26 protein-coding genes are annotated in these 22,899 nt (G+C 72.6%); 7 read left to right on the top strand and 19 right to left on the bottom strand.

Translation table 11 applies throughout. The features are described 5' to 3' along the window. The 3 genes from SGA01_RS38885 to SGA01_RS41375 form a co-directional block, all read right to left on the bottom strand. A partial coding sequence (locus SGA01_RS38885) for a potassium-transporting ATPase subunit KdpA (protein ID WP_174867689.1) occupies positions 1-641 on the bottom strand: 641 nt, incomplete at its 3' end. Between the two features lie 8 nt (positions 642-649). Beyond that, positions 650-739, bottom strand: coding sequence for a K(+)-transporting ATPase subunit F (gene kdpF / locus SGA01_RS38880; protein WP_141302965.1), 90 nt, complete (start codon positions 737-739; stop codon positions 650-652). Beyond that, on the bottom strand, positions 736-876 hold the full coding sequence (locus tag SGA01_RS41375) for a hypothetical protein (protein WP_167534293.1): 141 nt from the start codon (positions 874-876) through the stop codon (positions 736-738). The genes kdpF and SGA01_RS41375 overlap by 4 nt, the downstream gene beginning before the upstream one ends. Before the next feature lie 214 nt (positions 877-1,090). Here SGA01_RS41375 and SGA01_RS38875 point away from each other — a divergent pair, with 214 nt between their 5' ends. Further along, positions 1,091-1,711: a carbonic anhydrase gene (locus SGA01_RS38875; protein WP_141302963.1), complete on the top strand. Its 621-nt coding sequence runs from the start codon at positions 1,091-1,093 to the stop codon at positions 1,709-1,711. Between the two features lie 8 nt (positions 1,712-1,719). Further along, positions 1,720-2,364, top strand: a complete 645-nt coding sequence (locus SGA01_RS38870; protein ID WP_141302961.1) for an L-threonylcarbamoyladenylate synthase — start codon at positions 1,720-1,722, stop codon at positions 2,362-2,364. A 111-nt stretch (positions 2,365-2,475) separates the two neighbouring features. Here the strand turns inward: SGA01_RS38870 and lysA are convergent, their stop codons facing one another. Both lysA and SGA01_RS38860 read right to left on the bottom strand, forming a co-directional pair. Further along, positions 2,476-3,837, bottom strand: coding sequence for a diaminopimelate decarboxylase (gene lysA, locus SGA01_RS38865; RefSeq protein ID WP_174867688.1), 1,362 nt, complete (start codon positions 3,835-3,837; stop codon positions 2,476-2,478). 14 nt (positions 3,838-3,851) lie between these two features. After that, entirely contained in the window at positions 3,852-4,259 is a 408-nt protein-coding gene (locus SGA01_RS38860; protein ID WP_229918574.1) for an SAV_915 family protein, read from the bottom strand. A gap of 310 nt (positions 4,260-4,569) precedes the next feature. Here SGA01_RS38860 and SGA01_RS38855 point away from each other — a divergent pair, with 310 nt between their 5' ends. Next, positions 4,570-5,025: a tellurite resistance TerB family protein gene (locus SGA01_RS38855; protein ID WP_055640725.1), complete on the top strand. Its 456-nt coding sequence runs from the start codon at positions 4,570-4,572 to the stop codon at positions 5,023-5,025. Positions 5,026-5,052: 27 nt separating this feature from the next. Here the strand turns inward: SGA01_RS38855 and SGA01_RS38850 are convergent, their stop codons facing one another. The 5 genes from SGA01_RS38850 to SGA01_RS38830 all read right to left on the bottom strand — a co-directional run bounded on the left by SGA01_RS38850 (position 5,053) and on the right by SGA01_RS38830 (position 10,291). Continuing rightward, entirely contained in the window at positions 5,053-5,985 is a 933-nt protein-coding gene (locus SGA01_RS38850) for a M56 family metallopeptidase (RefSeq protein WP_141302959.1), read from the bottom strand. A gap of 8 nt (positions 5,986-5,993) precedes the next feature. Beyond that, positions 5,994-6,431, bottom strand: coding sequence for a BlaI/MecI/CopY family transcriptional regulator (locus tag SGA01_RS38845; RefSeq protein ID WP_141302957.1), 438 nt, complete (start codon positions 6,429-6,431; stop codon positions 5,994-5,996). Positions 6,432-6,477: 46 nt separating this feature from the next. After that, on the bottom strand, positions 6,478-7,395 hold the full coding sequence (locus SGA01_RS38840; protein ID WP_141302955.1) for a glutaminase: 918 nt from the start codon (positions 7,393-7,395) through the stop codon (positions 6,478-6,480). A 27-nt stretch (positions 7,396-7,422) separates the two neighbouring features. Continuing rightward, positions 7,423-8,631, bottom strand: coding sequence for a hypothetical protein (locus tag SGA01_RS38835; protein ID WP_141302953.1), 1,209 nt, complete (start codon positions 8,629-8,631; stop codon positions 7,423-7,425). A 124-nt stretch (positions 8,632-8,755) separates the two neighbouring features. Further along, on the bottom strand, positions 8,756-10,291 hold the full coding sequence (locus SGA01_RS38830) for an MFS transporter (RefSeq protein ID WP_229918573.1): 1,536 nt from the start codon (positions 10,289-10,291) through the stop codon (positions 8,756-8,758). A 137-nt stretch (positions 10,292-10,428) separates the two neighbouring features. On the opposite strand from SGA01_RS38830, the gene SGA01_RS38825 reads away from it, so the two are divergent. After that, on the top strand, positions 10,429-11,169 hold the full coding sequence (locus SGA01_RS38825) for a TetR/AcrR family transcriptional regulator C-terminal domain-containing protein (RefSeq protein WP_141302951.1): 741 nt from the start codon (positions 10,429-10,431) through the stop codon (positions 11,167-11,169). Between the two features lie 17 nt (positions 11,170-11,186). Here the strand turns inward: SGA01_RS38825 and SGA01_RS38820 are convergent, their stop codons facing one another. The 6 genes from SGA01_RS38820 to SGA01_RS38795 all read right to left on the bottom strand — a co-directional run bounded on the left by SGA01_RS38820 (position 11,187) and on the right by SGA01_RS38795 (position 17,016). Next, positions 11,187-12,578, bottom strand: a complete 1,392-nt coding sequence (locus SGA01_RS38820) for an MFS transporter (protein WP_141302949.1) — start codon at positions 12,576-12,578, stop codon at positions 11,187-11,189. A 99-nt stretch (positions 12,579-12,677) separates the two neighbouring features. Continuing rightward, positions 12,678-13,106 carry an ArsR/SmtB family transcription factor gene (locus SGA01_RS38815; protein ID WP_229918572.1) on the bottom strand — a complete coding sequence of 143 codons (429 nt, stop codon included), beginning with the start codon at positions 13,104-13,106 and terminating at the stop codon, positions 12,678-12,680. A 106-nt stretch (positions 13,107-13,212) separates the two neighbouring features. Continuing rightward, positions 13,213-13,419, bottom strand: coding sequence for a cold-shock protein (locus SGA01_RS38810; protein ID WP_141302947.1), 207 nt, complete (start codon positions 13,417-13,419; stop codon positions 13,213-13,215). A gap of 226 nt (positions 13,420-13,645) precedes the next feature. Next, entirely contained in the window at positions 13,646-14,239 is a 594-nt protein-coding gene (locus tag SGA01_RS38805) for a TetR/AcrR family transcriptional regulator (protein ID WP_141302945.1), read from the bottom strand. Between the two features lie 90 nt (positions 14,240-14,329). Beyond that, a complete protein-coding gene (locus SGA01_RS38800; RefSeq protein WP_141302943.1) occupies positions 14,330-15,706 on the bottom strand; it encodes an amidohydrolase in 1,377 nt (458 codons plus the stop codon). After that, positions 15,703-17,016 (bottom strand): MFS transporter, encoded by a 1,314-nt coding sequence (locus SGA01_RS38795; RefSeq protein ID WP_141302941.1) that lies wholly within the window; start codon positions 17,014-17,016, stop codon positions 15,703-15,705. The genes SGA01_RS38800 and SGA01_RS38795 overlap by 4 nt, the downstream gene beginning before the upstream one ends. Positions 17,017-17,079: 63 nt before the next feature. Here SGA01_RS38795 and SGA01_RS38790 point away from each other — a divergent pair, with 63 nt between their 5' ends. Both SGA01_RS38790 and SGA01_RS38785 read left to right on the top strand, forming a co-directional pair. After that, positions 17,080-18,171, top strand: a complete 1,092-nt coding sequence (locus SGA01_RS38790; protein ID WP_141302939.1) for an Lrp/AsnC family transcriptional regulator — start codon at positions 17,080-17,082, stop codon at positions 18,169-18,171. Positions 18,172-18,458: 287 nt separating this feature from the next. After that, a complete protein-coding gene (locus SGA01_RS38785; protein WP_141302937.1) occupies positions 18,459-19,109 on the top strand; it encodes a ScbR family autoregulator-binding transcription factor in 651 nt (216 codons plus the stop codon). A 39-nt stretch (positions 19,110-19,148) separates the two neighbouring features. Here the strand turns inward: SGA01_RS38785 and SGA01_RS38780 are convergent, their stop codons facing one another. From SGA01_RS38780 to SGA01_RS38770, 3 genes are all read right to left on the bottom strand, one after another. Then, the gene (locus SGA01_RS38780) at positions 19,149-19,913 is read right to left on the bottom strand and encodes an SDR family oxidoreductase (protein ID WP_141302935.1); all 765 of its coding nucleotides are present in this window, start codon (positions 19,911-19,913) and stop codon (positions 19,149-19,151) included. A gap of 75 nt (positions 19,914-19,988) precedes the next feature. After that, positions 19,989-20,978 carry an NAD-dependent epimerase/dehydratase family protein gene (locus SGA01_RS38775; protein ID WP_141302933.1) on the bottom strand — a complete coding sequence of 330 codons (990 nt, stop codon included), beginning with the start codon at positions 20,976-20,978 and terminating at the stop codon, positions 19,989-19,991. A 14-nt stretch (positions 20,979-20,992) separates the two neighbouring features. After that, positions 20,993-21,943 (bottom strand): ScbA/BarX family gamma-butyrolactone biosynthesis protein, encoded by a 951-nt coding sequence (locus SGA01_RS38770; protein ID WP_141302931.1) that lies wholly within the window; start codon positions 21,941-21,943, stop codon positions 20,993-20,995. Between the two features lie 131 nt (positions 21,944-22,074). Between SGA01_RS38770 and SGA01_RS38765 the strand changes: the two genes are divergently transcribed. Beyond that, positions 22,075-22,734 (top strand): ScbR family autoregulator-binding transcription factor, encoded by a 660-nt coding sequence (locus SGA01_RS38765; RefSeq protein ID WP_141302929.1) that lies wholly within the window; start codon positions 22,075-22,077, stop codon positions 22,732-22,734. Positions 22,735-22,899 lie beyond the last annotated feature (165 nt).

Here is a 22,899-nt window from a genome sequence, read left to right as displayed (position 1 = left end):
TTCCACTGCTGCGAGCCGCCCATGAACTGCCCGACCTCGTGGATGCCGGCGAAGTTCTGGATCGCACCGCAGGCCACCAGGACGAGCGCGCCGATCACGGCGATCGGGAGCAGGATCCGGACCGTGCCCCGGACCAGGTCGGCCCAGAAGTTGCCCAGCTCGCCGGTACGGGAGCGGGCGAAGCCGCGGACGAGAGCGACCGCCACGGCGATGCCCACGGCCGCCGACACGAAGTTCTGCACCGCCAGGCCACCGGTCTGCACGACGTGGCCCATGGCCTGCTCGCCGTAGTACGACTGCCAGTTGGTGTTCGCCACGAACGACGCGGCGGTGTTGAACGCCTGGTCCGGGTCGATGGAGACGAAGCCCAGCGAGCCGGGCAGCGAGCCCTGGATCCGCTGGAGCAGGTAGAGGAAGAGGACACTCACGGCGGAGAAGGCGAGGACTCCGCGCAGGTACGCGGGCCAGCGCATCTCGACGTTCGGATTCGCGCCGATCGCCTTGTAGATCCACTTCTCGGGCCTGTAGTGCTTCTCCGAGGAGTAGACACGCGCCATGTGGTCACCCAGCGGCCGGTACGAAAGACCCAGGGCGACGATCAGCGCCAGAAGCTGGAGGACTCCAGCAAGAACAGGACTCATCTCCGTACTCAGAACCTCTCCGGCTTGACGAGAGCGAGGACGAGATAGCCCAGCAGAGTGGCGGCCACCAACAGACCGACGATGTTTTCGGCAGTCACAGCTTGGCCACCCCCTTGGCGATGAAGGCCACCAGCGCGAAGACCGCGATCGTGGTGACGACGAAGGCCACGTCGGCCATCGTGAGCTCCTGAGTGAAGAACGGATTCTCGGACGAGATGAGCAAACCGCTGTTCAAGCGGGGTGCGGCTTCCGTTGACGCTCCTCATACGCTCCGCGGCGCGCTCTTGACGCGTCCTCTACGCGCGGCCCGGCCTACGTGCCGGTGTCCGCCGCGTACACCATGCCTGATATGTCAGATGTGTCTCATGTGTCCGCCGCGCGCGTGGTTCGGGAGACCCTGCCTGACACCGGTCGGTGGTGGCGAGAGGGCTGCTCGTACAGTGGGCGGTATGCCTCGGACTTCTCCCTCCGCCGCTCTCGACGCCCTGCTCGCCGGCAACCGGCGCTTCGTCACCGGCTCGCAGGAGCACCCCAACCAGGACGCCGCCCGCCGCGCGGAGCTCGCGCCCGGACAGGAGCCGTTCGCGGTCATCCTCGGGTGCTCCGACTCCCGGCTCGCCGCCGAGATCATCTTCGACCAGGGGCTCGGTGACCTGTTCGTCGTACGGACCGCCGGTCACGTGCTGGGCTCCGAGGTGCTGGGCAGCGTCGAGTACGCGACGAGCGTGCTCGGCTGCCGGCTGGTGGTCGTCCTGGGACACGACTCCTGCGGCGCCGTCGCGGCGGCCCGCGCCGCCGTGGAGGACGGTCTGTCGGCGCCCGGATTCGTCCGGGACGTGGTCGAGCGCGTCACGCCCAGCATCCTGGCCGCCCGCGCCGCAGGCCTGACGGACGACAGCGACATCATCGACGGACACATCCGGCACACCGCGGACCTGCTCATGGACCGCTCCCGCGTGCTGTCGGAACAGGTCGAGACGGGCGAGGTCGCCATCGTGGGGCTGGCCTACCAGCTCGCCGAGGGCAGCGCCCGGCTCGTGGCCGCCCACGGCGTCGACGCGACCGGGTGAACGGCCCCATGCCCCAGCGCCACGACTGCTCGGACCCCTCGGCCCGCTCGGCCGGCATCGACGCGGCGGTGACCGCGCTCGGCCAGGGACGTCTCGTCGTCCTCCCGACGGACACCGTCTACGGAGTCGGCGCCGACGCGTTCGATCCGCAGGCCGTCGCCCGCCTGCTGGCCGCGAAGGGCCGGGGGCGGCACAAGCCCTCCCCCGTCCTCGTCGGCTCGACGGACCAGCTCGACGCGCTGGTCTCCGAGCTGCCCGACAGGGCCGCGGAGCTGATCGAGGCGTTCTGGCCGGGCGGGCTGACGCTGGTGCTCCGGCACCGGCCCTCGCTCTCCTGGGACCTCGGCGAGACCGGAGGCACCGTGGCAGTGCGGATGCCCGACCATCCGCTCACGCTCGAACTCCTCGCCGCGGCCGGCCCGATGGCCGTCTCCAGCGCGAACCTCACCGACCGGCCCTCGCCGGAGGACTGCGATGCCGCCCTCGGCATGCTGGGCGACTCCGTGTCGGTGTACCTCGACGGCGGGCCGACCGCCGGGCCGGTGTCGTCGTCGATCGTCGACCTGACGGGCGACGCCCCCGTCCTCGTACGGGCGGGCGTCCTCTCCGCCGCGGAGCTCGGACGCGTCGTCCCCGATCTGATCGTGCCCTGAGCACGCCCTGAGCACGCCCTGACCGCCGGGCGGTCGCCGACGGGGACCCGGGTCACGCGACGCGACCCGGGTCCATCACTGTGAGCGCGCTGTCCGCCCCTTCGCCGTGCCTCAGAGGCCGACGTCGCGGGCCCGGAGGTCGGCCATGGTCTCCCGGCGGACGAGGAGCCGGGCGCGGCCGTCGAGGACGGCGACCACCGGCGGACGGCCCACGAGGTTGTACGAGGAAGCCATCGACAGGTGGTACGCGCCCGCCACCGGCACCGCGAGGAGGTCGCCGGGGCGGGTGTCGGCGGGCAGTGGGACGTCCTCGGCCAGGACGTCGCCGGCCTCGCAGTGGCGGCCGACGACCGTCACGCGCTCGGCCCCGGCGTCCGAGTCGCGGCCGATGAGGCGGGGCGCGTACCGCACCCCGTACAGCGCGGGGCGGGGGTTGTCGCTCATCCCGCCGTCCACGGCCACGAAGGTCCGGCCGGGCGTGCGCTTCACCGCGAGGACCCGGTAGACCGCGACCCCGGCGGGGCCGACGACGGCCCGCCCCGGTTCGATGATCAGGCGCGGGACGGGAAGTCCGGCCGCCGCGCAGCTCTCGGCGAGTTCGGCGCGCACCTTGCGGGCGAGGGTGGTGAGGTCGAGGGCGGGTTCACCGGGGCGGTAGGCGATGCCGTGACCGCCACCGAGGTCGAGCTCGGGGAGCGTGACCCCGTGGGCGTCGCGGATCCGGGCCATGAGGCCGACGAGCCGTCGCACGGCCACCAGGTACGGCTTGACGTCCGCGATCTGCGAGCCCAGGTGGCAGTGGATCCCGGTGAGTTCGAGATGCGGCTGGTCGAGGATGCGGGCGACGGCGTGCTGCGCGTGGCCGTCCCGGAGGGAGAGGCCGAACTTCTGGTCGTCCGATCCCGTGCGGATCTTCCGGTGGCCGCCCGCGCTGATGCCCGGGGTCACCCGGACCATGACCTTCTGCCGGCCGCCGGTGCCGACCGCCGCGGCGATCCGGGCGATCTCGGCGGGGGTGTCGATGACGATCCGGCCCACGCCGAGTCGCAGCGCGGTCTCCAGGTCCAGCGGGGACTTCACGTTGCCGTGGAGCAGGATCCGCTCGGGCGGGAAGCCGGCTGTGACGGCGAGCTCCAGCTCCCCGGCGGAGCACACGTCGAGGCCGAGCCCCTCCTCCTCGACCCAGTGCGACAGCGCGCGGCACAGGAAGGCCTTGGCCGCGTAGTGGATCTCGGCATCGGGGAAGGCCGTGCGGTAGGTGCGGCAGCGCTCCCGGACCTCGGCCTCGTCGAGGACGTACACGGGTGTGCCGTGTCCCTCGGCGATCTCGGTGAGCGGTACGCCTCCGACGAGGAGCCGGCCGCGGGGCAGCTCGGTGGTGGTGGCCGGCCAGACGGAGAGCGCGTCGGCGGGTGACGCTCCGGGGGCGCCGTCCGGAGCCGTGGAAGGGGCGGGCAGGGGCAGGGTGGTCATCTCCGGGGCTCCCTTCAGCCGGCGAGCGCGGTGAGCGGCCGCGGAGCGGCCACGGTGGTGCGGGTGGCAGTCGGCGTCGGCACGGCGGCCGGGGCCGGTGCGGTGAAGGCGGGGTCGATCCTCAGCTCGTGGACGCCCAGCGGCTCGGCGAGCGCGCGCAGCGCCGGTTCGGAGAGGAGGATCCACGGCTGATCGGCCCCCAGGACCGCCCTCAACCGTGCGGGGTCGGTGAACGCGACGGCGGTCCTGCCGCCGACCGGCGTCCGGAAGAGGCGGGTCGCCCAGCCGCCGGCGCTCGGCCGGACCGGCACGCAGAGCCGTCCGGCGGCCGGGGGCTGTGCGAAGGGCGGCCGGGGCTGTTCGGCGGGTGCCGGGGGCTGTTCGAAGGGTTCGGCGTCGTCTCCGGACAGAGCGTCTGCCATCGGTTCCTCCCGAGGAACGAGACACGGTCCCCGGCGCGGTGGCGCCGGGGGTGCTCTTCGACGCTATGCCCGGTGATCACCGGTCCCGGGCCTCCCCTGACGCGGCCCTGACGGAACGGGGCGTGACGCATACGCGTCGCTGACGCCGCACGGACCGCCGGAGACGTCATGCGCGGTTCAGGGCCGCCCCGGCCGTACGAGGGCATCTTGACGCATTCCTGACGTGTCGCCACGGTCCGGGAACCTTCGGCCGCACCATCACGTTCTACAGAAGCGTAGAAACAACCGACGACGACTGGAGTGACGGAACATGGCCCTGTGGGACCGCATCAAGGAATCCGCATCGGGGATGCAGACCCAGCTGGTGGCGAGGAAGAACGACCTGAAGAGCGGCGCCTTCCGGGACGCCAGCATGGCGATGTGCGCACTCGTGGCCGCCGCCGACGGGACGATCGACCCGGCCGAGCGCCGGCGGGTCGCCCAGCTCATCTCGACCAACGAGGTCCTGCAGAACTTCGACGCGACCGACCTCCAGCGCCGGTTCGACGAGAACCTGGACAAGCTGACGGCCGACTTCGACTTCGGCAGGGTCAGCGTGCTCCAGGAGATCGCCAAGGCGAAGAAGAAGCCCGCCGAGGCCCGCGCCGTCGTCCAGATAGGCATCGTCATCGGCGGCGCCGACGGCGACTTCGACAAGACCGAGCAGTCCGTCGTCCGCGAGGCCTGCTTCACCCTCGGCCTGCCGCCGCACGAGTTCGACCTCTAGCCGGGGTCCGGTCGGCCGTGGGCGGGGTCACACCGGGGTGGCCGCGCGGAGGGCGAGGAAGAGGGCGACCGCCGAGTTCGCCGAGGAGAGCGCCGATGCCGTCGCCCCGAAGGCCGCGACCCAGGCCGCGAGACCCACGGCGGTGAAGAGCGACGGCCAGGTGCGGGCCGTCGGTGCCGGCCGGAGCAGGGCCGCCACGCGACGGGGTACGGGGCCGGGGCCGGTGACCGCGGGGAGCAAGGGGGTGGTCGTGGGCGGGGCCAGGAGGGCGGCCGTGCCGATCGCGCGGGCCACGCAGCGGCGGCTGCCGACCGCTGCCGCGGCCTCCTCGTCGGCCCAGCGTTCGGCGGTGTAGGCGACGGCGGTACGGAGCGGGCGCAGGAACGGGTTGGCGCGGGCCGCGAGATGGACCGTCAGGAGGTGTCGGTGGTGACGCCCCGCCAGGTGGGCCCGCTCATGGGCGAACAGTGCCCTGCGTTCGCGGGAGGTCAGCGCGGCGAGCATGCCGGTGCTGACGACGACCCGGCCGCGCCGCCGCCCGGGCAGTGCGTACGCGTAGGGGGCGCCGTCCGGCAGGACGGTCACGGAGGTCTCGGGCAGACCGGCGAGCGCGTCCTCGGCCCGTCGGCGTGCCCGCACCTGGCGCCGGGCCGCCGCGCCGCACGAGACCAGGACGGCGAGCAGGGCCGGGATCGCCGCCCGGCCGGCCACCTCGTCGTACGGCAGGGCCGCGCGCACCTCGGGGTCCGACCAGGCGTCGGGCAGCGGGTTGCCGGGCAGCTGGGCGGTACCGACGATCATGAGCAGGCCGAGGCAGAGGGTGCTGCACACGGCGAGGACGCCGGCGACGGCGGAGAGGAGGCGCGTGGCGGTACGGGGATGGAGCCGGCTCTCGGCGAGCCGGGCGACGGGCCAGGCCGTGAGCGGGAGGACGAGCGGGAGGAAGACGAAGAACCCCATGGTGCGTGTCAGCGGTCTTCCTCGGAGGATGCCGTGGGCTCGGGGGGCTCGTCGGACTCCGGCTCTGCTGCGAGGAGTTCACGGAGGAGCAGTTCGTCGTTCTTGGAGAGCGCCGTGACGAAGCTGGCGAGCACCGCCTGGCGGTCCGCCTCCGCGTCCAGCACCTTGCGCATCCGGAGCGCGGCGAGCCCCGCCTCGTCGGACACGGCCGTCCAGACGAAGGAGCGACCCGCCCGCTCGCGCTCCACGGCGCCCTTGCCGTGCAGCCGGGTCAGGATCGTGATCACGGTGGTGTAGGCGAGGTCGCCGCCGAGGCGCTCCTGCACCCATGCCACGGGCACCGGTTCGGCGGCGCCCTTGAGTACGGAGAGGACGTGCGCCTCCAGCTTTCCCTGGCCGCGCCTGCCCGGCGAGGACCCCGTCTCGTTTCCGCCCCGGTCGTTCATGCCGCCCCCTCCCTCCGGTTCCGTACTCGTATGCGTACTCGTCACTTTAGAAGACGGAGAGGCCCGTGATGGTGGTGAAGCGGTCCAGGGCGGCGACGCCGGCGACCGAGTTGCCGCGGTCGTCGAGACCCGGGCTCCAGACGCAGAGGGTGCAGCGGCCCGGGACGACGGCGATGATGGCGCCGCCCACCCCGCTCTTGCCGGGGAGCCCGACCCGGTAGGCGAAGTCGCCCGCCGCGTCGTACGTACCGCAGGTCATCATCACGGCGTTGACCTGCTTGGCCTGGCTGCGGGTGAGCAGGCGGGTGCCGTCGCCGCGGATGCCGTGCCGGGCGAGGAAGCCGGTGGCGACGGCGAGGTCGGCGCAGGACGCCTCGATCGCGCACTGCCGGAAGTACTCGCGGAGCAGCGTCGGCACGGGTGTGGTGATGTTGCCGTACGAGGCCATGAAGTGGGCGAGGGCGGCGTTGCGGTCGCCGTGGGCGGTCTCGGACGCGGCGACGTCCCGGTTGAAGTCGAGGTCCTGGTTGGCGGACTCCGTGCGCAGGAAGTCGAGGAGGTTGCCGGAGGCGTCACCGGTCAGCCGGTGCAGCCGGTCGGTGACGACGAGGGCGCCGGCGTTGATGAACGGGTTGCGGGGGATGCCGTGCTCGTACTCCAGCTGGACGAGCGAGTTGAAGGGGTTGCCGGAGGGTTCGCGGCCGACGTGTTCCCAGAGGCTGTCGCCTTCCCGGGCGAGGTCGAGGGCGAGCGTGAAGACCTTGGTGACGGACTGGGTGGAGAAGGGCTGCTGCCACTCCCCCACCCCGTACACCGTGCCGTCGAGCTCCGCCACGGCCATCCCGAAGCGGTTCGGGTCGACGGCGGCGAGGGCGGGGATGTAGTCGGCGGGACGGCCCCGGCCGGCGAGACCCTCGATCTCCTCGCCGATGCGTTCGAGTACGGGTAGGAAGGACTGCACCATGAGCGCATTGTGCCCGGCCGCGGGGGCTCAGTTCTCCGCCGTGTCGGGGACGCCGGTCTCCGGTATCTCGTCGAGGGCGTACGGATGCACGTACCGCGCGTCGTCGAAGGGCGTGAACCACGTGCCGAAGCCGAGCGCCGCCCCGCCGCCGCCCCGCCCGTCGGCGCCTTCCTCGCCCGTGTCCTGGAGCCACGCGAAGTCCATGTCCTCGTAGACCTCCCCGGCGAAGCGACCGAGGGCCGCCGCGACGTCCTCGTCCAGGAGTCCGTGCAGGTCGAGGGTGACGTGGGCCTGTTCCAGGAGGAGCTTCAGCACGAGCTCCTCGGCGAGGCAGCCGAGCCGCCGGAAGCTGCCGTCGGTGAACCGGGTGGTGAGGGCGATCGCGGTCACCAGGAAGCGGCGCGCGAAGAGTTCGTTGTACTGCTGGGCGTGGCGCGAGGGCAGCTGGTCGAGGTGCCACAGGTGCCCCTGGCACTCGGCGACGGTGGTGTCCTCCTCGGCGAGGGCCTGGACGTCGTCGTACAGCTCGTCGATGAGGACCTCGGCGCCGTAGACCAGGGAGCCGGCGGCGAGTTCGGCGCTCTCGGGAGTGATCACCGGAGGCGCGTCCGCTGCTCGCGGCCGTTCGTCCCCTCCCGGTTCCGGACGGACGTCCGGCCCCGGCCCCGCCTCGGGCCCCGCCCCCGTCCCCGTCCCCGTCTCCGTCCCCGTCTCCGCGACGCCGAAGGCGGCCGGGCCGAAGGAGCGGAGCCGGGCCGCCAGCGTGCGGAACGCCGCTTCGTGGTCCTGCGTCTCCTGCTCCGTCTCGTCGGCGGTATCGGGCTTCGCCGTGTGGTGGGCCCGGCGGGCCTGCGGGTCGCTGGGCGGGGCGCCGGGCCCGTCGGCCGCTTCGAGGCTCTCGCGCGCCGCGTCGGTGTGCAGCTGTACCTCGCTGCTCTCGACCGTCCACTCGGCCAGCAGCTCCGAGCGTTCCAGGACCTCCTCGCTCACGGAGCCGACCGCCTCCTCCGCGAACTCCAGCGACGGCGCCGCGACCATCACCTTCAGGATCGCCCCGCCCGGATGGACGGCCACGGCGACGTCGAACAGATCCATCTCCATGCCGTCGGCGCCTTCGATTCCCGCCACCGACGCGAAGCCCTGTTCCAGAAGGGCGGTGGCTCCCACGCGGTGGAGCCCGTCCAGCTCCGGAGCACCCTCCGGAATGCGTATTTCCACGGTTACGACATAGGTCACGGACGAAAGCGTGCCAGGCCGGGGCGGGTGGACGCGGGGGTTCGCGGGTGTTCGCGGAAGCTTTTCGCCGCACGGAAGGAGCCGGCGCCCCCGAGGGGGCACCGGCTCCTGTCGTCGGGGCGGGTCAGACCGCGAGCTCGGACTTCTCCTTGCCCTCCGCTTCCTGCCCGTTCGCCGTCCCGGCCGCCTCGCCCTCGGCGGAGGCCTTCTTGCCGTCCCGCATGACCAGGGTGGCGAGGGCGGCCGCCGCGAGGACGCCGATCGCGCTGATCGTGAAGGTGGTGGACATCGAGGTGGTGAAGGCCTCGCGGGCCGATTCGATCATCGCGGGGTCGCCCTTGGCGGCGGCCAGCGCCCCGCCGATCGACTGCTTGGCCTGCTCGGAGGCGTCGGCCGGCATCTCACGGGAGTAGGTGCTGGTGAGGAGCGAGCCGAGGATGGCGATGCCGAGCGCGGTGCCGGCCTGCTGGATCGTGTCGTTCAGGGCGGAGCCGACGCCCGCCTTCTCCTCGGGGATGGTGCTCATCAGGGCGCCGACGGCGGCCGGCATCGCGAGGCCGGCGCCGAGGCCGAGGAGACCCAGGGCGATGGCCGGGACGGTGAAGCCGGAGGCCGCGTCGACCGTGGTGAGCAGGGCGAAGGAACCGGCCATGACGAGCATGCCCACGAGGATCAGGACGCGGTTGCCGACCTTGGCCGCGAGTCCGGCGCCGGCGCCGTTGCCGATGAGGGCGGCGACGGCGAGCGGGACGAAGGCGAGGCCCGCCTTGACCGGCGAGTAGCCGAGGACGAACTGCAGGTACTGGGTGAGGACGAGGAGCAGGCCGCCGTTGCCGATCTGCACGAGGGTCAGCGAGAGCGAACCGCCGCTGAAGTTGCGGTGCTTGAAGAGGACCAGCGGGACCATCGGCTCGGGGGTGACGTTCTCCCAGATCACGAAGCCGGCGAGGGAGACGACCGCGACGGCCAGGGTGACGAGCGAGCGGCCCTCGAAGGCGCCGTGCTGCGGGATCTCGATGATCCACCAGATGAGCGCGGTCATGCCGACGGCGGAGAGGATCGCGCCGAGCGGGTCGGGCTTCTGCCAGGGGCCCTTCGACTCCGGCATGAGGGTGAGGGCGGCGACGACGGCGAGGACGACGACCGGGACGTTGATGAAGAAGATCGACTGCCACGAGAACCGGTCGATCAGGACACCGCCGAGGACCGGGCTGCCGACGAGGCCGAGCATCGACACGGAACCCCAGGCCGCCATCGCCTTGGGCCGCTCGTCCTCGTCGAAGACGGTGATCAGGATGGAGAGCGTCGAGGGCATGATCAGCGCGCCGCCGACACCCATCGTGATCCGCGCGGCGATGACCTCGCCGGGGCTGGTGCAGACCGTCGCGGCCAGCGACGCCGCGCCGAAGAGCAGCAGGCCGATGATCATGATCTTCCGCCGGCCGAACCGGTCACCGAGGCTTCCGGAGGTGAGGAGAAGTCCCGCGAAGACCAGGATGTAGGAGTCCAGGATCCACTGGATGTCCTGGGCGCTCGCGCCGATGTCCTCGGTCATCGAGGGGACCGCGACGGTCAGCGCCATGCTGTCGACCACCAGGACCAGGGTGCTGAGGCACAGCACGACCAGGATCCACCAGCGACGTGGGTTGCGGGTTTCCATCGGACTTCCCCCTCGACTTTCGTCTTTCGTTTGCCGTTTTCCTTCGGTGCGAACACTGTACGCAGACGCGCACAGTGTTCGCAACCTCTTGCGCCTGTACGCTGGATGCGAACGACGTACGCAGCGAAGGAGGGCCCATGGCCGCCAAGGCGAACCCCGTCCCGTCCGTATGGACACGACAGCAGTCCGCACCCGATCAGCCCGCGCTCAGCCGCACCGCGATCGTCCGCGAGGCGGTCGTCATGCTGGACGCCGACGGCATCGAGGCGCTCAGCATGCGCAAGCTCGGCGCCCGCCTGAACGCCGGCGCCACCTCGCTCTACCGTCACGTCGCGACCAAGGACGAGCTCATGGAGCTCGCCGTGGACGAGGTCGCCGCCGAGATCACCGTCCCCCCGGCCGACGCCGCTCGCGGCGGAGCAGGCTGGCGCGCCGCCGCGACCGAAGCCGCGGCCTCCTTCCGCGCGACGGCCCTGCGCCACCCCTGGCTCTCGTCCGTCCTCGGCCAGGCGGGCCTCGCCTATCTGGGCCCGAACCTCATGTCGTACTCGGAGCGGCTCGCCGCCCTGTTCACGGCGGCCGGCTTCCCGGAGCCGAGCCGGGCGATCGACACTCTCCTGTCGTACGTCATCGGGATGAGCACGACGGAGGCCGCCTGGCTCACCACGGTCGCCCGCTCCGGCGACACCGAGGGCGAGTTCATCGCCCGGCTGATGCCCGCAGCCCAGCAGGCCGCCGCCGGCCACGACCACCTCGCCGAGGCGTACGCCGACGCCGCCGTCCGGGCGCCTGTCGACCCCGTCGCGCTCCGCGACGCGAAGTTCGCCTACGGCCTGGACGTCGTCCTCGACGGCCTGGAGATGCGCCTCCCTCGTTAGAGGACTCCCGGCCGCCCCTAGGAGGTGGCCTCCCGGCGCGGCCAGCGGCGGTGGAGTTCGTCGATGTGGAAATCGTGCGCGTGGCGGCCGCCGCCGCCCGCCGCCGTGAGATGGGGGTGGCCTGCGGGGAGTTCGGGGTGGACGTGTTCGAGCGTCGCCGGATCGGTACGCGGCCACAGGCGGGTGGCGGCCAGGGCGCCGAGCAGGGCGGTCCCGGCGAGCACGGCCGCCGAGGCCGCGAGTCCGGCCCGCGCGGCGAGCCAGCCCGCGAGGGGGTAGGTGAGCAGCCAGCAGGCGTGCGAGAGGGAGAACCGGGCGGCGAAGGCGGCCGGCAGGTCGGCGCTCCGTGCGGAGCGGCGCAGCAGCCTGCCGCCGGGCGTCAGGATCGCCGAGGTCGCCGCACCGAGGACCGCCCAGACCGCGAGCAGCCCGGGCCAGGACCAGCTTCCCGGTGTCGACGCGAGCCCGAGTGCGAGCAGCCAGAGGGCCCCGGCCAGGACGAAGGCGGCGCGCAGCATGGACGCCCGTTCCCCGGCGGGACGGAGCAGGCGCGCGAGCCTGCGGTCCGGTTCGGGGGGCCGGCGGTCGAGGGCGCGCGGGAGGAGGAGCGCCACCGTCATCGAGCCCGCTCCGTACGCCCCGAGGGCGAGCGGGACGTCGCCGGGGGCGCGGCCGAGGGTGTCGCGGACGAGGACGACCGTGTTGACGAGCACCGTCGCGCCGGCAGCCGCCACGGCGACGTCGAGGGCGAGCAGGGCCCGCAGCCGCGGGGTGCCGAGGAGGAGCCTCGTACCGAAGGCCGCCCTGGCGCGGAGGCCTCCCGCGCGGACGGCGGGCGCGGGCGCGGGCAGGGCGGTCGCGCGGACCAGGAGGCCCGAGGCGAGGAAGCCCGCGGCGGTGCCGGCGAAGAGCCGGTCGTACGGGAGGAGGGTGAGCAGCGCGGCGGCGAGTGCCGGGCTGAGCAGGCTCTCCAGGTCGTAGGCGAGCCGGGAGAGGGAGAGCGCCCGCGTGTAGTCGCGCTCCTCGGGCAGCACCTCGGGGATCGTCGCCTGGAAGGTCGGCGTGAAGGCGGCGGAGGCGGTCTGGAGGAGAAGGATCAGGACGTAGATCTGCCACACCTGGGTGACGAACGGCAGGGACAGGGCGATCCCGGCCCGTACGAGGTCCAGGGCGACGAGCAGGGTCCGGCGCGGCAGCCGGTCGGCGAGGGCGCCGACGACGGGGCCCATGCCGACGTACGCGGCCATCTTGATCGCGAGGGCGGTGCCGAGCACGGCGGAGGCGTTCGCCCCGGCGAGGTCGTAGGCGAGGAGGCTCAGCGCCACGGTCGCGAGGCCGGTGCCGGCGAGGGCGACGACCTGGGCGGCGAACAGGCGTCGGTAGGTGCGGTTGCGCAGCACGGACAGCATGAGGGCGCCCCCGGTCGGCCACGGCGGTCGGCGGACTTCTCCGCCCTCTCCACCGTAGCCGACATGTGCACGAGTGCGCACATGTTGACTCGGAGGGTCTCAGTCGTGCCAGGGCTCGCCGCTCACCACGTGGTCGGCACGGCTGATCGCCTCGACGACCAGCCGCTTCAGATGCCCGTCCGGCATGGCGTACACGACACGCCGCCCGTCCTTGCGGGACTGCACCAGTCCGCCGAGGCGCAGCTTGGCCAGGTGCTGGCTCACGGCGGGGCGCGCGGCCCCGCACGCCTCGGTCAGGGCGCTGACGTCGGCCTCCCCGCGCGTGAGCAGCCACAGGAGGTGAAGGCGGGTGGGGTCGGAGAGGAGCGCGAACACCTCGGCTGCCGCGGCGAGTTCCCGCGCTCCCGGTGTCCGCTCGTGCGTACGGGACACGGCGACCGCCACGGCATCCGCCTCGGGATCTCCCGCGGGATCCGCTGTGGGGTCGTCGGGCTCTGCGGCGTCTGCCGGATCTGCGCGCTCGGACATGGGGTCATCGTAGGCAGCCTCGCGAACGGCCCGGCCGAGCCCGTACCGCCACGACGGACCCGGGCGGACGCGGGGCCGTCACTCCCCCGTTCGGGTGAGGCCCGCGTCAGAGGCGCAGTTCCTTCGCCTCGAAGCGGCCGTCGCCGAGGACGAGGACGAAGGTGACCTGCTGACCCTCGGAGAGCGTCCGGGCCTCGCCCTCGATGTCCTCCGCGCTGAACCAGACCTGTTCCTCGGAGCCCACGGGGACGACGAAGCCGTACCCGCCGAGACGGTTGAAGGACTGCACGAACCCTTTGCTTCTGCCTTCCACGGCGGCCTCCCTGTCGTCACCGGCGATGTGCCTCTCAGGTGAGATCTACCCCGTCGGTCCGCGCTTCGCCCGTCACGGGACACCGCCGGCGGACACCGGAACGGCCCCGATGTGCGGGCCACCCTCCACCGTCTCGTAGAATATTCAACAGAGGCCCGGTGCCGGAGATCCCCCGTGTCCGACACCGGGCCTCGCCGACTTCGCGATCCCTCCGGGGCATCGCGCCTCAGCGGCCGCCGGGGTACGCGGTCCGCGCCGTGATCCGGGCGATGCGCCGCGCCGACTCCTCGGGGGAGGCCACCGGCTGGACGATGTGGCTGACCGTGAGCCGGACGATCGTCTCGACCGCGAGGCCCCGCGACTCCTCGTCCACATCGGGCCATGCCTCGATCGCGTACGCGTCGAGCATCGTCATCGCCGTCCCGAAGACCGGCTCCGGGCGCGTGGTCAGATAGGCGAGGAGATCGTCCTCGCCGCCCCGCGCGGCCACCAGGACCCCCTTGATGAGGGGGTTGTCCGCGGCCTGCTGGAGCGTGTAGCCGACCCCGGCGGCGGCCGCGGCCTCCAATTCACCGCGATGGGCGTCGAGTTCGCGCTGGATGCCGAGCAGGAAGCCCTCCAGCTCGCGCTGGACGAGGGCCTTGCCGATGGCCTCCTTCGAGCCGAACTCGTTGTAGAGCGTCTGGCGGCTGATCCCGGCGGCCCGCGCGATGGCGGTCATGCGCAGTCCGCCCCAGCCCTCGGCGGCGACGAGGCGGTAGGCGGCGTCGAGCACCTGCTCGCGCAGCAGGGATCGGACGCTCTCGCGGAAACGTGTCATCGTGGCCCCACTTTATCCATGGGAGCGCGACCGCCCGTCCGGTACGGGCAGCCGCCTGCCCCACCCGTCCGGTGCGGGCCGGTCACGGGCTCAGGCCGCCCCGGGCGTCTCCTTCCGCAGCCAGTGGGCGGCCGCGGCGAGCAGCGCGGTCACGCCGACGGGGATCGTCGGCCCCGGTACGGGGGCGAAGTGGGGCGAGTGGTTGGCGGGGACGGTGTCGGGGAGGCCGTTCTCCAGGAGGGAGTCGGGGGTGACGCCCTCGTACAGGGCGGGATCGGCGCCGCCGAAGTGCCAGAAGACGGAGGGGACTCCGAGCGCCGTGCCGAAGACGCCGAAGTCCTCGCTGCCGGTGATGACCTGGGGAAGCGTGAAGACCCTTCCCTCGCCGAAGGCCTCGGTGAGGGCGGACTGGACGAGGGCGGTCGCGGGCCCGTCGTTGACGGTGACCGGGAAGGCGTTGATGGGCGCGAACTCCGGTTCCTTGGGGGCGCCCGAGGCGGCGGCCTCCGCGCGGACGATGCGGGTGACGGCGGCCAGGATCCGGTCCCGTACGGCCGGGGTGGTCGAGCGCATGTTGATCCGCAGCTCGGCGGTGTCCGGGATGATGTTCTCCTTCGTCCCGGCGTGCAGCGAGCCGACGGTGACGACCGCGGTCTGCGCGGCCCCGATCTCCCGGGAGACCACGGTCTGCAGGCGCATGACGACGGCGGCGGCCATCACCACCGGGTCGACGGCCGTCTCGGGGCTGGAGCCGTGGCCGCCGCGCCCGAAGAGCGTCACGCGGAGACTGTCGGACGCGGCCATGACCGGGCCGGGCCGGGTGCCGAGGAAGCCGACGGGCGCCGGGGCGACATGCTGGCCGAGGCAGACCGCGGCGCGGGGGAACCGGTCGAGGAAGCCGTCCTCGATCATGGCGGGCGCGCCGCCGACCTCCTCGGCGGGCTGGAAGACGGCGACCACGGTGCCGCTCCAGGCCTCGCGGTGGGCGGCGAGCAGATCGGTGGCGCCCAGGAGACACGTGACGTGCATGTCGTGCCCGCAGGCGTGCATGACGGGCACCTCGTTGCCGTCCGGGTCGGTGCCGGTGGCGGTGGAGGCGTACGGCAGCCCGGTCTCCTCCCTGACGGGCAGGGCGTCCATGTCGGCGCGGAGCAGGACGACGGGGCCGGGGCCGTTGGCGAGGACACCGACGACTCCGGTGCCGCCGACGCCCTCGGTGACCTCCCAGCCCTGGGCGCGCAGCCGCTCGGCGGCGATGCCGGCCGTACGGAACTCCTGGAAGGAGAGTTCGGGGTGGGCGTGCAGGTCCTCGTAGAGGGCGAGGAGCCCGGGGAGCCGCTCGTCGAGCCCCGCGAGGAGCGGGGCGACGGTGGCGGCGGGGGCCGGGGCCGCGAGCTCGGTCGTGGCCGGGGCCGGGGTCGTGGCCGGGGTCGTGGTGGTGGTGGCGATGGTGCCGTCGGTGGTCATGCGGATTCCTTTGCGGGGCTCGGAGAACGGGGAGCGCGGTCCGCCACGGCGCGGAAGGCGGTGGCGTCCTGCGGGGTCAGGCACGCCATGACGGCGGCGATCACCGCGCCGAGGACGAGGAAGCCGAAGGCGACCTGGAAGGAGAAGGCGTCGGCGAGCGCTCCCATGACGGGCGGGGCGACGATGCCCGCGACCTGGCCGCCGACGATGATCACGGCGCCGCCCACCCCCACGTACTCCGGGGCGAGGCCGGACAAGGGGACGGCGAAGATCGGCATGTAGGCGAGGGACGCGGCGAAGACGGCGAGGGTGCCGAAGACGACGAAGCCGGTGAGGGACGGCGTGTTCGCCATCAGGAGCAGGGCGGCGGCGGAGACGCCCATGCCGGGGACGATGACCTTGCGGTGGTGGCCGCCGAGCCGGTCGGAGAGCCGCCCGCCGAGGACGGTGGCGGTGGCGGCCCCGAGCGCCGGGACGGCGACGAGGGCTCCGGCCGCGGTGAGGGAGACCCCGTGCTCCTCGCTGAGGTACGACGGGACCCAGGTGTTGAGGCCCCAGATGATCGTGTTGTAGCCGAACATCATGAGGGAGAACCGCCACAGCACGCCCTTGCGCAGCACCTCGCGGAGCGGTGGGGAGGCGGCCGCGGCCTCCCGGGCGACCGGGGCGCCGTCGTCCCCGGGCGCCGGGCCGTCCATACCTCGCGGCAGCGGGGCCGGGAGCCAGCGGCGTACGGCCACGAGGGCGAGGAGCCCGAGCGCGGCGGTCGACCAGAAGGCCGAGCGCCAGCCGAAGACGGCGACCAGCGGGGCGACGGCGAGCGGCGTGATGACGGCGGCGATCGCGTTCGAGCTCATCACCGTGCCGTTGGCGCCCATGCGTTCCTCCGGCCGGGTGCGCTCGACCAGGACCTTCATGGCGGCCGGCGGGAAGACGCCCTCGGCCACGCCGAAGGCGAAGCGCAGGGCGAGCAGCACGGCGAAGGACCAGGCGAAGCCGGTGAGGGCGGTGAAGACCGACCAGGCCAGCAGGGCCCAGAGGGTCACCCGTCGGCCGCCGAACCGGTCGGCGAGCATGCCGCCGGGGATCTGGCAGAGGGCGTAGGCGAGGAAGAAGGCGGAGACGACGAACCCCTGCTGGGTGCGGTCGAGGTCGAACTCCGCACCGATGGACGGCAGTACGAGGTTGATCACGAGCCGGTCGGCGTAGTCGACCAGCCAGGCCGCGAAGAGCAGGACGACCGTGAGCCGCACGGTTCTCCGGTGCGCGGGCGGCGCCGCCGAAGGCGCGGGAAGGGTCGGAGCAGGCACGGCACTCCTCTCACCGATGGCCGAATCTGGTCGTCGGCCTGAAGTGCCCCTACGATCCGGTCCATGACCGTGAACCCCGGGGAAGTGCCGGAAACCCTCGACGAAGATCTGATCTCGCCGGATTCCCGCACCCCTGATTCCGCCACGGGGTTCACCGAGCTGGATCTCGCGCTGGTCGACGCGCTCCAGGCCGCCCCCCGCGCGCCGTGGACCCGGATCGGGCGGGCGCTCGGCGTGGACGCGACGACGGCGGCCCGTCGCTTCGAGCGGCTCCGGGCCGGCGGGCTGGCCTGGGTCACCGCGTACGACGCGGCGAAGACGGCGACGGTCGCCTACGTGGAGGTGCGGTGCCGGCCCCGGGCCTTCGACCGGGTGAGTGCCGCGGTGACGGCGCTGCCGTGGGTGTTCGGCGTCGACGAGACCGCCGGGGACTTCGACCTCTTCCTCTCCGTCGCCGCCCCCGACCTGCCCTCGCTCGGACGCGCGGTCCACGGCGGGATCGGCGGCCTGCGCGGGGTGCGCTCGACCCGTACGAGACTGGGCATCACGCTGTACGGGGAGGGGCGCGACTGGCGGATGCGGGCGATGAACCCGGCGGAGCGGGCCGGCCTCGGCGGGCCGCCGGGCCCGCACCCCCGCTCGTACAGCACGCACCTCCACGAGCGGCCGGGGCCGCAGGACCAGGCGCTCATCGGCGCGCTCGGCGGTGACGGACGGCTCGGGTACGCGGAGCTCGGCGCGCGGACGGGCATGAGCGAACACACCGCGCGGCGCCGGCTCCAGCGGATGATCCGCGACGGGGACATCTCGCTGCGCTGCGATCTGGCGCACCCGTTGGCGGGCCTGTCCACGATGGTGGTCTACCGGACGTCCGTGCCGCACGCCCTCCTCGAACAGACGGGGAACGCGCTGGCCCGGCTCGAACAGGTGCGGATGTGCGTGTCGGTGAGCGGTCCGTACAACCTACTCGTCCTGGTCTGGCTGCACGGACTGGGCGCCGTCGACCCCTTCGAGGCGCTGCTCGCGGAGCGCTTCCCGGCGCTCGAAGTGCGGGACCGGACCGTGTCGTTGTTCTCCCGCAAGCGCATGGGCTGGCTCCTGGACGAGCAGGGCCGGGCGGAGGGCCGGGTCCCGCTGGGACTTCCCGAGCTGTGAAGCCCCGCACCGGCCCCTGCCGCTGACGGGTCGACAAACCTTCCTCTCGGTCTGTTCGCAGACCCCTCCACACCACCCGACCCTCTCCCCGTACGCGCCGAACGCCCTCTCGGGGGCTTACGCCGACACCCTCCCGGGGTAGGCAAATCCGACAACCGAGATACGCCCCTGGACCACGGCGGAACCTCGTAGAATACCAATCAGTCGGTTTGAGGTCGTCGGGTGGTTCGGCGTGACGTGATGCAGGTCCGTGCCGCAGCGACGCATGGGTGCTACGGGAGCCGTTGGTGACCAAACAAGAGCGGGGTACACGGACCCGCGACGCGCTGATCCGGTCGGCTGCCGGAGAGTTCCATCAGCACGGCTACGCCCTGGCCACGCTGTCCGCGATCAGCGTGGGCGCCGGCGTCAGCCCCGGGGCGCTCCACTTCCACTTCGAGAACAAGGCGGCCATCGCCGAGGCGGTCGAGGACGCGGCCTGTACGACGCTGCGGCGGACCGCCCGGATCGCGTACGGCCACCGGTCCAACGCCCTGCAGAACCTCGTGGACACCACACACGCGCTCGCCCGGCTGTTCCGCGAGGACATCGTCGTACGGGCCGGCTTCCGACTCAGCTGCTCGAACCACTGCCGTACGGAGCTCAATCTGCGCCAGGAATGGCAGAGCTGCGTACGGCAACGGCTCGCCGAGGCGGCCGACGAGGGCCTCCTCTGCGGCGGCGCCGTGCGTCAGCAGGACCTCGCCCGCACGATCGTCGCCGCCACCATCGGTCTGGTGACCCTGTCCCAGGACAGCGGCGAGTGGCTCTCGCCCCACGCCGTCACCGGCTTATGGCGCACACTGCTCCCGGCCCTGACGGCCCCGGAGTCCCTCGCGGGCCTGGAACCGGAGGGCACCCCGGCCGTGATCATCCACTCGCTCGCCCCGGTCGGCTGACCGAGGCTCAGCGACTCAGACGCTCAGAGGCTCAGAGGCTCAGAGCGCGCTTCCTCCCGTGGCGTCCACGTACTGGCCGGTGATCCAGCGGGCGTCGTCGGAGACGAGGAACCCGACGATGTCCGCGATGTCGGCCGGCGTCCCGAGCCGGTTGAAGACCGAGTAGGCGGCGAGGGCGGCGCTCGCCTCCGGGGTCGCCCTGCGTCGCGCGTTCATGTCCGTCGCGACGAAGCCGGGGGCCACGGCGTTGACCGTGATCCCCCGGGGCCCCAGCTCCTTGGCGAGGGCGAGCGTCATTGTGTCGACGGCGCCCTTCGTCATCGCGTAGGTGACGGAGTCCGGGAAGGCGATCCTCGTCGCCGCCGAGGAGACGTTGACGATCCGGCCGCCGTCGCGCAGCCGGCCGAGGCCCCGCTGGATCAGGAACAGCGGGGCCTTCACGTTGATCGCGAACAGCCGGTCGAAGACCTCGGTGGTCAGTTCGTGGATGCGGCCGGAGCCGCTGGCCCCCGCGTTGTTCACGAGGATGTCGAACCCGTGGTCCGCACCGTGCTCCGCGAGACCGGCGTCCAGCGCCGCGTAGAACGTGTCGACGGCGTCCGGCGCTTCGAGCTCCGCACGGAAGGCGAAGGCCCGGCCGCCGCTCTCCTCGATGCGCTCCACCGTCGCGCGCGCGGCCTCGCCGTTGCTGCCGTAGTGCACGGCGACGAAGGCCCCGTCCCTCGCCAGACGCTCCGCGATGCCTCGTCCGATGCCGCGGCTCGCACCCGTGACGATCGCGGTCCTGCCGGTCAGCGGGGACATGTCGGTGGTGCCTTCTTTCGGTACGGGCTTGCGCTTACGGGTTTCCGGTGACGGGCTCGGTGACGAGCGCGCGGTTCAGGACGGATCGAGAAGATTCCTGTACCACCGCGTGTGGGCCGCGAACCCGGCGGTGAAGCCCGGTCCCGGGTCACAGGCGAGCTCCCCCCACGGACGGTCGTCGGCGAACCAGTGGTCGGTGGCGAGCATGGCCAGGTGGTGCCGGCCGAAGGGGTGGCCGGCGAGCAGCTCGTAGGCCTCCGCGAGGTCCACCGCCGCCGCCCGGGACCGGCCCGTCTGCCCGGCCTGCCCTGCCTGTCCGGCCAGGAGCTCCTCGCAGGGCGCGAGCAGCTCCGCCACCGGCACCGGCTCGGGGTGGTTGACGTAGTACGCGCCCGCCTCCGTCCGCGGCGAGAACGCCGCGCCGAGCAGGGCGCCCGCCAGGCTGTCCACGTCGATCAGGGAGTGCAGCGAGGCGCCGGCGTCGAGCGGGCCCGGCAGCAGTTCGAGCAGCCGGATCAGGCCGGGAATCAGCTGCCGGTCGCCCGCGCCGTACACGAGGTGGGGTCGCAGTACGGCCCCGCCCGCCTCCATGACGTGCCGCTCGCCCGCCGCCCGCGTACGGCTGGTCGCCGAGCCGGGAGCCAGTGGCAGGGTGCCGGGTGCGGCGGCGCGGAAGGGGCCGCGGCCGTGGACGGAGGCGGTGCTCAGGGAGACGATCCGGGTCACGCCGGCGCGTACGGCCGCGTCGACGAGGGTCCGGGTCCCCTCGTCGTTGACGCTGCGGGCCCGCTCCTCGTCCGCGCCGATCGCCGAGGCGCAGTGGATCAGCACGTCGACGCCCTCGCAGGCCCGACGCAGGGAGTCGGCGTCGCGGAGGTCGCCGGTGACGGTCTCGGTCACCGGGGCGGGCTCCGTCGCGGGCGTCGTCGCGGGCGTCGTCGCGGGCGGCAGCGGGCGCCGGGTGAGCAGCCGGAGGTGGCCGGGCTCCGGACGGGTCGCGGCCAGTGCGGCGACCCGGCTGCCGACGAAGCCGGTCGTGCCGGTGATCAGAACGCGAGGCCCCATGCTTCCTGCCCCGCTCAACCGGCCAGTCGGCTGCGGAGACCGCCTCCGACGACCGCGAGGTCGCGTGACGGGGAGGTGAGCGTGGAGCGGAACACCTCGTGGCCGTCCTGCCGGCCGGCGACCAGGACGGTGGTCGTCGAGGGGTCGGCGCCGGGCACGGCCTGGGCCTCTATCCAGCACGGACTGTCGAGCTCGGCGTACCGGGAGAAGGAGGACTCCATGACGGCGGGGAGGAAGGCGCGGCCCCCGGTCGTCAGCGTCGCCGCCTGACGGGCCGCTTCGAGGAGCACCATGCCCGGTACGTGGTCGTTGGGGCGGCGGAAGAGGGTGGTGTGTCCGGTGTTGATCCGCAGCTGCCACTGGCCGGGCCTGGCGCCCACGCCCAGGACGACGTCCTTGAGGTTCTCCCGGCCGACCAGCTGCGGGGCCACGCCCTGTATGAGCGGGACCGGCCTGCCGAGTGCGGCCAGGCGCTCGCCGCGGATCCGGCGGTACGCCAGGGCCGACGTGCAGCGGGTCAGGGCGCTCCCTGTGGCGAGGTGCCGGCCGTCACGCGTGAGCACGACGGTGGCGCGCATGCTGCGGAGGCCGCCGCCGCGGCGGATCACGTCGGAGCAGACGAGGTCGACGGTGACGTCCGAGGAGAGGCCGTCCACGGCGAGCGCCTCGGGGTCGGCCGTGTAATTGAGCCCCCACATGACGAACTGCTCGTCAAGGGGTACCCCGAGTTCGGCATGACAGACGAGCATGGTGGCCTGGCGTATCGTCTCGGCCACCAGGACAGGGTCGTGCCGGTCCCCTGCCACCGGAGAGAAGAAGGGATGCGCAGCAGGCCAGCGGGCGGAGACCGAGAACCGGTTCTCGGCCAGCCGCGTCCAGCCCGTGGGGAAGATGTCCGCGGGATCGGCTCGGTGGACGAACTCCCCGGGGACGTGCGCCGTCGCTCCTCGCCACTCCTGATCCATGGATCCCCCTTGCGTCCCACACCCCTGAGCGGATGTGTCCGCCCAACATAGAATACGTACAGCCCGGTTTTCTTTTCAACGCATCACGTCACACGGTGAGCACAGACAGCGAGACAGCAGGAGGCGGCGCCTTGGCGCAGCAAGCGCGTGCAATCAAGACCCGACGGGCGATTCTGGAGGCGGCCGCCACGGTCTTCGCCGAGCGCGGCTACGAGCGGACGACCATCGGGGAGATCCTGGTGCGCGCCGGGGTCACCAAGGGGGCGCTGTACTTCCACTTCGCTTCCAAGGAAGACCTCGCCCTCGGTGTGCTCGACGCCCAGATGCTCGACGAGCCGATGTCCCCGCAGCCGATCAAGCTCCAGGAGCTCGCGGACCAGGCCTTCCTGCTCGGTCACCGGCTTCAGCGCGACCCCCTCGTCCGGGCGAGCGTCGCACTGGCGCTGGACAGTGGCGCCACCGGGGTCGACAGGGCGGCGCCGTTCAAGGCGTGGATCGACCAGGTGTCGGAGATCCTGACGGTCGCGAAGACCAGGGGCGAGATCCTCGGCCATGTGGACGTGTCCGACACGGCCGAGCTCTTCTCCGGCGCGTACGCCGGGATCCAGACGATGTCCCAGATCCTGCGCGATCGCAACGACCTGAACCACCGGGTGTCCGTGCTGCTCAGGTACCTCCTGCCGAGCATCTGTACGCCGGCCCTGCTGACCGGTCTGCGGCTGAACGAGGACCGCGCCGAGCAGCTGGCGGCGGAGTACGACGCGAGCCAGAGCCGCCGCGAGGAGCAATAACACCGCGTACACCCTCCGTTAAACAAAACCGACCACACGGTCGCATCAGCGCCCCGACACGGAACAGCGTCGGGGCGCTCTGGCGTCATGGCACTGAGTGTGTTTTGCTGAGGGTACTCAGTGCCACAAGCGTCTAGGGGAGCTCCACATCATGGGCAAGGACTT

It is taken from the genome of Streptomyces gardneri (assembly GCF_006539185.1).
Classification (GTDB): domain Bacteria; phylum Actinomycetota; class Actinomycetes; order Streptomycetales; family Streptomycetaceae; genus Streptomyces; species Streptomyces gardneri.
Note: the sequence above shows the minus strand (reverse complement) of the source record. Positions and strands in the feature narration are given on the sequence as shown.